11 protein-coding genes are annotated in these 8472 nt (G+C 69.0%); 6 read left to right on the top strand and 5 right to left on the bottom strand.

Features of this window, described 5'->3' with window-relative positions; genetic code table 11:
• Positions 1-691 (bottom strand): nitronate monooxygenase (locus tag D477_RS08400; RefSeq protein ID WP_005268603.1); only part of this gene is annotated, 691 nt, incomplete at its 3' end.
• Positions 692-802: 111 nt separating this feature from the next.
• On the opposite strand from D477_RS08400, the gene D477_RS08395 reads away from it, so the two are divergent.
• On the top strand, positions 803-1099 hold the full coding sequence (locus D477_RS08395; protein ID WP_005268602.1) for an acylphosphatase: 297 nt from the start codon (positions 803-805) through the stop codon (positions 1097-1099).
• A 202-nt stretch (positions 1100-1301) separates the two neighbouring features.
• The gene (locus tag D477_RS08390) at positions 1302-1631 is read left to right on the top strand and encodes a GNAT family N-acetyltransferase (RefSeq protein ID WP_005268601.1); all 330 of its coding nucleotides are present in this window, start codon (positions 1302-1304) and stop codon (positions 1629-1631) included.
• A gap of 18 nt (positions 1632-1649) precedes the next feature.
• On the opposite strand, the gene D477_RS23205 is transcribed toward D477_RS08390, so the two are convergent.
• The gene (locus D477_RS23205; RefSeq protein ID WP_237740735.1) at positions 1650-2081 is read right to left on the bottom strand and encodes an HNH endonuclease family protein; all 432 of its coding nucleotides are present in this window, start codon (positions 2079-2081) and stop codon (positions 1650-1652) included.
• Positions 2039-2689, bottom strand: coding sequence for a hypothetical protein (locus tag D477_RS23200; protein WP_005268599.1), 651 nt, complete (start codon positions 2687-2689; stop codon positions 2039-2041). Before D477_RS23200 ends, D477_RS23205 begins: the two co-directional genes overlap by 43 nt.
• A 250-nt stretch (positions 2690-2939) precedes the next feature.
• Between D477_RS23200 and D477_RS08380 the strand changes: the two genes are divergently transcribed.
• Both D477_RS08380 and D477_RS08375 read left to right on the top strand, forming a co-directional pair.
• The gene (locus D477_RS08380) at positions 2940-3902 is read left to right on the top strand and encodes a diacylglycerol/lipid kinase family protein (protein ID WP_005268598.1); all 963 of its coding nucleotides are present in this window, start codon (positions 2940-2942) and stop codon (positions 3900-3902) included.
• A gap of 36 nt (positions 3903-3938) precedes the next feature.
• A complete protein-coding gene (locus D477_RS08375; protein ID WP_005268597.1) occupies positions 3939-4232 on the top strand; it encodes a hypothetical protein in 294 nt (97 codons plus the stop codon).
• A gap of 14 nt (positions 4233-4246) precedes the next feature.
• On the opposite strand, the gene D477_RS08370 is transcribed toward D477_RS08375, so the two are convergent.
• Both D477_RS08370 and D477_RS08365 read right to left on the bottom strand, forming a co-directional pair.
• On the bottom strand, positions 4247-4945 hold the full coding sequence (locus D477_RS08370) for a dienelactone hydrolase family protein (RefSeq protein ID WP_005268596.1): 699 nt from the start codon (positions 4943-4945) through the stop codon (positions 4247-4249).
• 58 nt (positions 4946-5003) lie between these two features.
• The gene (locus D477_RS08365; RefSeq protein ID WP_005268595.1) at positions 5004-6911 is read right to left on the bottom strand and encodes a penicillin-binding transpeptidase domain-containing protein; all 1908 of its coding nucleotides are present in this window, start codon (positions 6909-6911) and stop codon (positions 5004-5006) included.
• A 78-nt stretch (positions 6912-6989) separates the two neighbouring features.
• On the opposite strand from D477_RS08365, the gene D477_RS08360 reads away from it, so the two are divergent.
• Both D477_RS08360 and D477_RS08355 read left to right on the top strand, forming a co-directional pair.
• Positions 6990-7607 (top strand): cyclodeaminase/cyclohydrolase family protein, encoded by a 618-nt coding sequence (locus tag D477_RS08360; protein WP_005268594.1) that lies wholly within the window; start codon positions 6990-6992, stop codon positions 7605-7607.
• Between the two features lie 242 nt (positions 7608-7849).
• On the top strand, positions 7850-8395 hold the full coding sequence (locus D477_RS08355) for an AMIN-like domain-containing (lipo)protein (RefSeq protein WP_005268592.1): 546 nt from the start codon (positions 7850-7852) through the stop codon (positions 8393-8395).
• The last annotated feature ends 77 nt before the right edge of the window (positions 8396-8472 follow it).

Genomic DNA, 8472 nt, shown 5'->3' with positions numbered 1-8472 from the left:
CTGCGGCACCGAGGTCCAGCGCGGTGCGCACGTGGCTGGCCCGGCCGATCCCGCCGGCCGCGATCAGCGGCAGCCGGACCGTATCGCGCACCTGCGGCAGCAGTTCGGCCAAGGTCAGGTCGTTCGGGTCCACCCGCACAGCGAAGGTGGAGCGGTGGCCGCCGGCTTCGGTCGACTGCACCACCAGCGCATCCGCGCCGGCCGCCTCGGCTGCCTTGGCATCCTGCGCATCGGTGACCATGACAACGACGGCGGTGCCCGCCTTATGCAGCGCCTCCACCGTTTCGGGTTCCGGCAGGCCGAAGGTGAAGGACACCACCGCCGGCTTGGCCCTCACCAGGAGTTCGATTTTCTCCGCATACTCATCCGTGTCCTGCCAATCCGGCTCCGGCACGGACTGTTCCAGATACTCGGCCAGGCGGCGGCGGTACGCTTCCAGCGCCTCCACGTCGTCCGGATCGGGCTGCCCTGCACCGGCAGCCGGGACGAACAGGTTGACCCCGAAAGGGCTCGGCCCGAGCGAGCGGACCCGGGCGATCTCCTGGTCCAGCTTGGCCGGGGATTTCAGCGCGCCGGCCAGGAAGCCCAGCCCGCCGGCGGAGCCAACGGCCGCGGCGAGTTCAGGCGTTGACGGTCCGCCCGCCATGGGCGCTGCGATCACGGGGACAGCCAGGTCTGCAACGTTCCACATGATCGAAGACTACTATCGAACGGCCAACGGACCGTAGCAGAGGCAGCCGGCTGCCCGGCAAGGCCGGCCTGCCCCTCGACCATGCCCCGCTGGGCTGGTTAGGTTGGAGCCATGGCTGAGAACGACAAGACCGGCCGGCGGACCAGGCTCCTCGCCCGCGTCAGCGGGCGGGTCCAGGGAGTGGGCTTCCGCTATTGGACCAGGGACCAGGCTGACCGGCTTGGGCTGACCGGAGCCGCGGTGAACCAGCCGGACGGCTCGGTGAAGATCATCGCCGAAGGTTCCGAGGAGGCTGTCGAAGTACTGCGGCTTGAGTTGGCCTCCGGCCGCACGCCGGGCAAGGTGGAGCGACTGGAAACCACCTACTCGCACGCGACCGGGGAATTTTCGGCCTTCGGCGTCGGCTGAGCGGCCGGAATCACGCGCTGCAGTCCGGGGCGGGGAAACCCTAGCCCTCCGCAACCGCAGGATCAAGACTTTGGGGCCAAACGGCGTCGTTCTCTGATGAATGCTTGGGCTGGAGCACCGGGACATGCTAAGCATGCTTATAGATGAAGCAGGGGCTGCGCTCGACTGCTGATTCGGTCCATGCGGCTACAGGAGGTTGCTCATGCAAACTGTCCACGACAACCCGGTTGACTCCGAATTCGACATGTATATCGACGGGGAAATCGCCGGCTGGGTCCGGTACCGCGTCGAGGGTCACGAAATCTGGATGCTCTATACCGGCATCAGCCGCGGCTTCCACGACCGCGGGCTGGCCGAACCACTGATCCAGACGGCCCTGGACCAGGCCCACCGGCGACGCATCGGGGTGCTGCCGTTCTGCCCGCTGGTCAGGCAGTACATGAAGCAGCATCCGCAGTACCTCGGCCTGATCCCGGCGGACCGGGCCGGCCTGTTCCGGGCCTACCGGGTCCCGGAGCCTGCGGCCTCCTGATCCGCCGCCGGCGTGGTGCTAGGGCAGGCTGACGCAGGCGAGCAGGTCGCCGTCGCCGTCCAGCCCGGCGATATCGCCGAGCTGCGGGTGGTAGTACTCGAACCACTGCTGCGCCTGGCGCTGCGTGCCGAAGTCCGAGCAGTTGACACCGCGTGCCGGCGCCGGCTGCGGAGCCTCGGCCCGGGATGCTGCGGCCACCGGCTCCTTCACTGCCTGGCCCGGACAGCCCTGCAGCACCCGCGCCATAGCGTCGTGCTCGGCCTGCGTGACCCAGAGGGAGTAGGCGGCCTTGACCGAAACCTGCGTGGCGATGAAGGTGCAGCGGAAGGACTTGTTCTTCGGCAGCCAGGTCGCGGCGTCGCCGTCCGATTTCTGGCTGTTCATCTCACGGGTGGTGGCCAGCAGGTTCAGCGGATCATTCGCCAGCTGGGTCCGCTGCTGGAGCGACAACTGCCGGGCGCCTTCTGCCAGGCGTCGCTGAGCGAGACCACGTGGTCCACGGGCACGAGCTGGCTGGTGCCTTCCCCGTAGGCAAACGGCACCTGCTGGCCGGAGTACGGGTCGTCGAGCATTCCGCCGACCACCCGGCAGGACGAGGCGCTGCGAAAGGCGACCTGGTCCAGGTCCCGGGCCAGGATGTCGTTCCGGGTGTCGCAGCCGTTGCGGTCAACGTCCGCCCACGCCTCGCCGAATTCATCCCGGTCGTAGCCGGTCTTCGGCGCCCGACCCTTGACCGGCAGCGTCTCCAGCAGTGCCTGTGCAGTCGACGCGCTTGGCCGTTGGCCGCCGGCTTCGTCCTCGCCGGCCGTGGTTTCCGCCGGAACCGCCGGAACCGCCTGCCGGGTTGGGTTTGTCCCCTCCGCCGTGGTGTGCAGCGGTGTTGGTGCTTCCGCCGTAGCCGTGGACGACGGCGTGACCGCGGCTTCCGGGACGTGCGCACCGGAGCTTGGGGTGCTGCCCGCGGATTCGTCCCCGACCCCGGCTGCGGCTCCGCCGGCCCAGCCCAACAGCAGCAGCACCGCCGCGATGGCCGCAGCGAGCCCTGCCTTACGGCGCATCCGCCCCGCTTTTTGCCTGTCCCCCACAGACCGCTCCCCCAACTTCCGCCAGCTTCTTCCCGCCCGTCATGCCTGTGTAGGACAAGTGGACGGGCGGAGAGCTGCGCTTGATTCCTGCCTCCCAGAATACCGGCCTGCACCGACAGCACCGGCAGCGGCCGCAAGCGAGCAGGACGACGAGTTGGAGCCGCAGGGACAGGTGGAGCATTAGACTCATTCCACAGCCTGCCGGAGAGTGCAAAGGATACCCATGACAGAGCCAGATGAGCGCACACCCCGGCGCGCCGCCGTCGTCGTCAATCCCATCAAGCACACGGATGTGGACCTGCATAGCCTGGCGGCGAAGGTCTGCCGCGGCGAAGGGTGGGAGGAACCGCTGTGGCTGGAGACGACCAAGGACGACCCCGGCCACGGCATGGCGCGCCAGGCGATCGCCGAGGGCGTGGACCTGGTGATCGCGGCCGGCGGGGACGGCACGGTGCGCTGCGTCGCCGAGGAACTCGCCGGCACCAACGTGCCGCTGGGTCTGTTGCCCCTCGGCACGGGCAACCTGCTCGCGCGGAACCTCGATATCGCCGTCGACGATCCCGAAGGCGCCCTGCACGCCGCGTTGTCCGGCACGGAACGCAAGATCGACGTCGTGCACATCACCGTGGACCACGCGCAGAAGGCGCATGTCTTCCTGGTGATGGCGGGGCTGGGGTTCGACGCGGCGCTGATGGGCGACACGCGCGATGACCTGAAGGACAAGGTCGGCTGGCTGGCCTATGTGGACGCCGGCATCCGGCACCTGCCGGGCAAGCCGGCCAGGACCCGGATCACTATCGACGACGGCAAGCCGTTCCTGCGCCGGCTGCGCAGCGTGATGGGCGGCAACTGCGGCAAGATCGTGGGCGGGCTGGAGATCTTCCCCGGGGCGAAGATCGACGACGGGCTGCTGGAGATCATGACGGTGGCGCCGCGGGGGCGGTTCGGATGGTTCGCGGTCGTGGCCGAGCTGCTGCGGCGCGGCAAGAGCAAGGACCCCTCGATCGAGTACTTCCAGTGCCGGTCGGCGGAAATCCAGACCTATGAACCGCAGGACGTGGAGATCGACGGCGACTACCTGGGCAAGGGCACACACCTGCTGATGCGGGTCTATCCGAATTCGCTGCGCGTGCGGATGCCGTACGGTCATAAGGATCCGGCCGTCCTGGTCAGCCCCGAGCCGTAGCCTGGGCCGGAGGATCAACGGAGGCAGGAGCAACTCATGGCAGCAGAGGGCACCTTATTCGGCTGGGCCTTCGGCGACCCCGGCCGGGAGGCCGACGAGGCGTACCTGGGCACACTGCGCGGCCAAGCCTTGGAGAACGCGCTGCAGGAGGCGGAGCGCAAGGGCGTGGAGGCCGACGCCGCCACCGCGGTCTACACCGTAGTGGACGACGACGGCTCCCTGCTCAACCATGGCGAGTCAGGCCGCGGCCGGGTGGTGGTGCGCTGCACAATCCGCGTCAGCGGACCCGGCGCAGCGGACCTCCACGCGGAAGGGCCGATGAACGGCTGAGCCGCCCCCACCGGTCAGCGCACCTTGTCCTTCAGGAAGGCCACGGCGCGCTTCCAGGCCAGCTTGGCTTCCTCCGGGCGGTAGTTGCCCTGCGGGTTCTCGTCGTTGTGGAAGGCGTGCGGCGCGTCGTAGTAGAAGTACTCGACCTCGGCGCCGGATTCGCGCTTGATCTGCTCGGCCTGGGCCTTGGCCTTTTCCACCGGGTACGAGGAGTCCTGCTTACCGTAGTGGCCCTGGACCGCGGCGCGCACTCCGGCGTAGGAGTCCGGCACGCCCTGGCCCACGCCGTAGAACGGTACGGCGGCGCCGATCTTTTCGCCCTGCTGTGCAGCGAGCGCCAGGACGAAGCCGCCGCCCATGCAGAAGCCGATCGCCCCGACGGTCTTGCTTGTCACCGCCTCGCTGCCGAGCAGGTAGTCCACCGCCCCCGCGAGCAGCCGGGCGCCCTCTTCCTCGGGCAGCTGGGACATCATCTTCCCTGCTTCGGCGCCGTCGTGCGTGATCCGGCCGCCGTACAGGTCCGGGGCGAGGGCCACGAAGCCTTCGGCCGCCAGCCGGTCCGCGACGTCGCGGATGTGGTCCACCAGGCCCCACCATTCCTGGATGACGATGACGCCGGGGCCCTTGCCGGATTCGGGCAGGGCAAGGTAGCCGTGGGCTTCGCCGCCGGCGGACGGGAAGGTCAGGTTCTGGTGCGGGGTGGTCTCGGCCAAGTTTCCTCCTTCAAGAGCGGAACATACCGTCCCCAGTCTATGGAGCCGCCCGCGCTGGTCAACGGATGGCGGTCAGGAACTCCTCGACCATCGGCGCGCCGGTGACCGCGCCCAGGTCGCCGTCCTCGACGAAGACGGCCAGCGCCAGGTCGCCCTGGGCGGCGATGACCCAGGAGTGGGTCTGCAGCGGATCCTGGTTGCCGTACTCCGCCGTGCCGGTCTTGCCGATCACGGGTTCTCCGGGCAGCGCGGCCAGGTTGGCGAGGTAGCCGTCCGTCACCGCCGCGCGCATCATGCTGCGCAGCTGGTCCGCCTCCTCCGTGGTGAGTTCGGCGCCCTTGGCCGGCTCCGCCTCGCCGTCGTACCCGTCCACCAGGCGCGGAACCACCAGTTCGCCCTCGACCACGGAGGCCATCATCACGGCCAGGGCCAGCGGCGAGGCCTGGACACGGCTCTGCCCGATCATCGATGCCGCATGCGCCGTTCCCTCGTTGTCCTCGCGCGGGATGGCGCCCCAGAAGGCCTCCAGCCCGATATCCGCCGTCATGCCGATGCCCAAGGCGCCGGCGGCGTCCGCCAGCTGGTCCTGCGACAGGTTTTCGTATTCGGAGACGAAGGCTGTGTTGCAGGAGTGCGCGATGGCCTCGGTCAGGCTGATTTCGCCCAGGAAGGCCGGATCATAGCCGTCCGCGTTCTCGAAGGTCCGGCCGTCCGCGGTGAACTCCGCCGCGCAGGTGATGTCCGACTCCGGCGTCATGCCCTGGCGCAGCAGGCCCAGCGCAGTGGCGATCTTGAAGGTGGAGCCGGGGGCATACTGGCCCAGGAAGGCCGTGTTGTAGCCTTCGCTCGCCGGGCCGTTGGCCGCCGCCACGATCTCCCCGGTCGAAGGGCGGAGGGCCACGATCGAGCTGGGCGAATCGGTGTCTTCGAGGACCTCCTCGGCGGCGGTCTGCAGTTTCGGATCGAGGGTCAGCTGCACGTCCTTGCCGGCCGCGACCTCGGTGCTGAACAACTCGCGCCGCGGAGCCTCTGCCCCCTCGGCTGCGGGCTCGCCGACTGCAGCAATGCGCAGGCCGGGCGTGCCGGCGAGGCTTTCGTTGAAGGCGGCCTGGATCCCCCCGGCTCCGACGGTGTCGCCGGCTACGATGGCGCCGTCGGACTTCTCGATGTCCTCCGCGGTGGCCTCGCGCACGGAGCCCAGCAGCCCGGCGGCGAAACCGCGGGTCGGCGCCAGCGGGAGCTTGTCCTCCACGGCGAGGAAACCGTCGATGGACTCCAGCTCGTCCTGGTCGAGGTCCTCGAACGCGGCCTCGCGCAGGGTGATGGCGTCCACGAACGCGTCCGGCCCGTAGGCCTCCACCTTGGCCGCGTAGTCCGCGGCCTCAATATCGACGACGGCGGCAAGTTCCTTCGCGGCTTCCTGCGCCTGGGCGCTGGTCAGGCCTTTCTTATTGATCCCGACCACCCGGACCGGACGCTCCGTGACAATGGGTTCGCCGGCGGCGTCGAGGATTTCGCCCCGTTCCGCTTCCTCCGTCGCCAGGGCCAGCGTCTCGCCCGCCTGCAGCGAAGGTTCGACGACGGAGGGCGCCCACTGGATCTGCCAGGGCACCTCGTCGTTGCCGGAGCGGACCAGTCCGGCCGTGGTGGTGTAGGTCCAGTCCTGCTCGGTATCCGGCACGTCCCAGACGTAGTTGAGCGTGGCGGTGGCGTTGTCCCCCTCGGGCTCCGAAACGGAGGCGACGGAGACAGCCGGCTGCAGGGGGTCCATGCCTTCGAGGATGCCGGCGAGTTCCTCCTGGACCGCGTCCGCGGCCGTGGTGAAGGCCAGCCCGGAAACGTCGCCCTCGGTGAGCGCGGCGGCCAGGCCGTCCGCGGTGCCGCGCCCGTCGTCCTGCGGGGCGCACGCCGCCGCCGTCCCGACCAGAGCCAAAGCCAGTACCGTGCCAACCGCGCGCCGCAGCATGTTCCCCCTAGAAACCTTGGATATCCGGATTGAACCTATCCGCGCCACGGGCATCTGTCGAGTAGGTACCATCACACCATGATCAGTCAGGAGCGCATCGCAGGCTACCTGGACCGGCTCGCCTCCGGCCAGCCGACCCCGGGCGGCGGCGCCACGGCGGCGGTCCAGCTGGCGCAGGCCGCAGCCCTGCTGTCCATGGCCGCCAATTTCAGCAGCGGCGGCAGCGAACCCGCGGAACGGTTCGGCTCCGCTGTCCGGCAGCTCATCCCGCAGGCGCTGGCCGTCGCGGACGCGGACGAACACGCCTTCGGCGAAGCAGCCTCCGCCTACGAACTGCCGGCCGACACCGCTGAGGACAAGGCGCATCGGAGCAACGAGGTGCAGAGCGGGCTCCGCAAGGCCGCCGCCCCGCCCCTGAGGCTCGTGGAGCTGGCGGCAGAGCTGCTGGATCTGGCCCGCGGGCTCGAGCCGGAGGCCAATCCCAACGTGCTCAGCGACATCGCCGCCGCCGCCGAGTCCATCCGCTCGGCCGCCGGAACCGCCGCGGCCACGCTGGAAACCAACGCCGCACACCTGGCCGACGACGCTGCGGTTCAGGGCCTGCAGGACGCCGCTGCCACAGCCGACGACGTCGCCGCGGCTTCCGGTGCGCTGGCAGACCTGCTCAGGAGGCGGATCCGCGGCGATAACAGCTAAGCGGCGGAGCAGCCCCTACCGACAACAGCTGAACGCAGCGTGATCCGCTGTGACCCGGCGGTTTCGGAACCGCAACCATCGGCTCCGATGAAACGCCGCAGCAGGCCCGGCGCCGGCGCCAATGCCACCCGTTCCGCAATGCGCACAACGGTTCGAAATCAGTACAACGTAAGCCGGATCCTTTCGTCCGCGGCGCCTTTAGTCTTGGTCCATCATTCGCGCTATTTCGAAAGGCTCCGGCCATGAAGAAACTGCACGCGTGGCTGGCGGTCCTCCTGATGATCGTTGGACTGGGGCTTGTCGCACCCAGCTCGGCCACCGCGTCTTCATACTGCGGCATCTCCTGGGGATCACTCGCCAAATCATCGTCACGCATGAGCACCGCACCGATCACCAACGTCCGGGCCGGCAGGCACGCCTGCTTCGACCGGATGGTCGTCGATATCAAGGGCAAGCGCACCGGATTCGACGTCCGCTATGTCAAGAACGTCCGTTCCGAAGGCTCGGGCTTCGTCGTCCCGCTCAAGGGCGCGGCGGACCTGCGCGTCATCGTCCGCTCCCCTGCCTACAACAGCAAGGGCCAGCCGACCTACACGCCGCGTGACCGCAAGAACCTTGCGGACGTCTCGGACTTCCGGACCTTCCGGCAGATCGCCTGGGCCGGCAGCTTCGAAGGCCAAACCACCATCGGCCTGGGTGTCCGCGCCCGGCTGCCGTTCCGCGCCTTCACCATCGCCGGACCAGGTTCCAACTCGAGGCTGGTGATCGATGTAGCGCACCGGTGGTAACTCCCAACCCCAAAAACAACGACGGCGGCCGCGCGGCCGCCGTCGTTGTTTTGCGTTCCGCTGTGGTGCTGCCCAGG

This window comes from Arthrobacter crystallopoietes BAB-32, from assembly GCF_000328305.2.
Classification (GTDB): domain Bacteria; phylum Actinomycetota; class Actinomycetes; order Actinomycetales; family Micrococcaceae; genus Crystallibacter; species Crystallibacter crystallopoietes_A.
The sequence above is the reverse complement of the archived record's forward strand: the minus strand, read 5'-3'. Positions and strand labels throughout refer to the sequence as shown.

Coding starts and splice junctions, on each gene's coding strand:
- D477_RS08395 (WP_005268602.1), top strand. CDS start 803: ATGGCTGAGAACGACAAGACCGGCCGGCGGACCAGGCTCCTCGCCCGC.
- D477_RS08365 (WP_005268595.1), bottom strand. CDS start 6,911: ATGCTGCGGCGCGCGGTTGGCACGGTACTGGCTTTGGCTCTGGTCGGG.
- D477_RS08355 (WP_005268592.1), top strand. CDS start 7,850: ATGAAGAAACTGCACGCGTGGCTGGCGGTCCTCCTGATGATCGTTGGA.
- D477_RS23200 (WP_005268599.1), bottom strand. CDS start 2,689: ATGCGCCGTAAGGCAGGGCTCGCTGCGGCCATCGCGGCGGTGCTGCTG.
- D477_RS08380 (WP_005268598.1), top strand. CDS start 2,940: ATGACAGAGCCAGATGAGCGCACACCCCGGCGCGCCGCCGTCGTCGTC.
- D477_RS08360 (WP_005268594.1), top strand. CDS start 6,990: ATGATCAGTCAGGAGCGCATCGCAGGCTACCTGGACCGGCTCGCCTCC.
- D477_RS08390 (WP_005268601.1), top strand. CDS start 1,302: ATGCAAACTGTCCACGACAACCCGGTTGACTCCGAATTCGACATGTAT.
- D477_RS08375 (WP_005268597.1), top strand. CDS start 3,939: ATGGCAGCAGAGGGCACCTTATTCGGCTGGGCCTTCGGCGACCCCGGC.